This window comes from Cognatundibacterium luofuense (assembly GCF_018139685.1).
Classification (GTDB): Bacteria; Pseudomonadota; Gammaproteobacteria; order Burkholderiales; family Burkholderiaceae_D; genus Undibacterium; species Undibacterium luofuense.
In genome coordinates, this window is record NZ_JAGSPN010000165.1 from 1 (window position 1) to 441 (window position 441).

General features: G+C 48.1%; 1 protein-coding gene. It reads left to right on the forward strand.

Annotated features, from left to right (window positions below):
- The coding region (locus KDM89_RS19845; RefSeq protein ID WP_212689610.1) for an Hsp70 family protein at positions 1-441 on the forward strand (441 nt) is incomplete at both ends.

A 441-nucleotide genomic window follows, 5' to 3' on the forward strand; every position in this document is an offset into this window, starting at 1 on the left:
GATCGTAAAGACGTGTTGTTGCTGGACGTGACTCCACTGTCCCTGGGTATTGAAACCCTGGGTGGCGTGATGACCAAAATGATTCAGAAAAACACAACTATCCCGACTAAATTCAGTCAGGTATTCTCGACAGCGGACGACAACCAGCCTGCAGTAACGATCAAAGTATTCCAGGGTGAACGTGAAATCGCTGCTGGTAACAAAGGTCTGGGCGAGTTCAATCTGGAAGGTATTCCACCGGCAGCGCGCGGCACACCGCAAATCGAAGTGACTTTTGACATCGACGCGAATGGTATTTTGCATGTCGGTGCAAAAGACAAGGCGACTGGTAAAGAAAACAAAATCACCATCAAGGCTAACTCCGGTCTGACCGAAGAAGAAATCCAGAAAATGGTGAAAGATGCTGAGCTGAACGCGGAAGAAGACAAGAAAGTGAAAGAG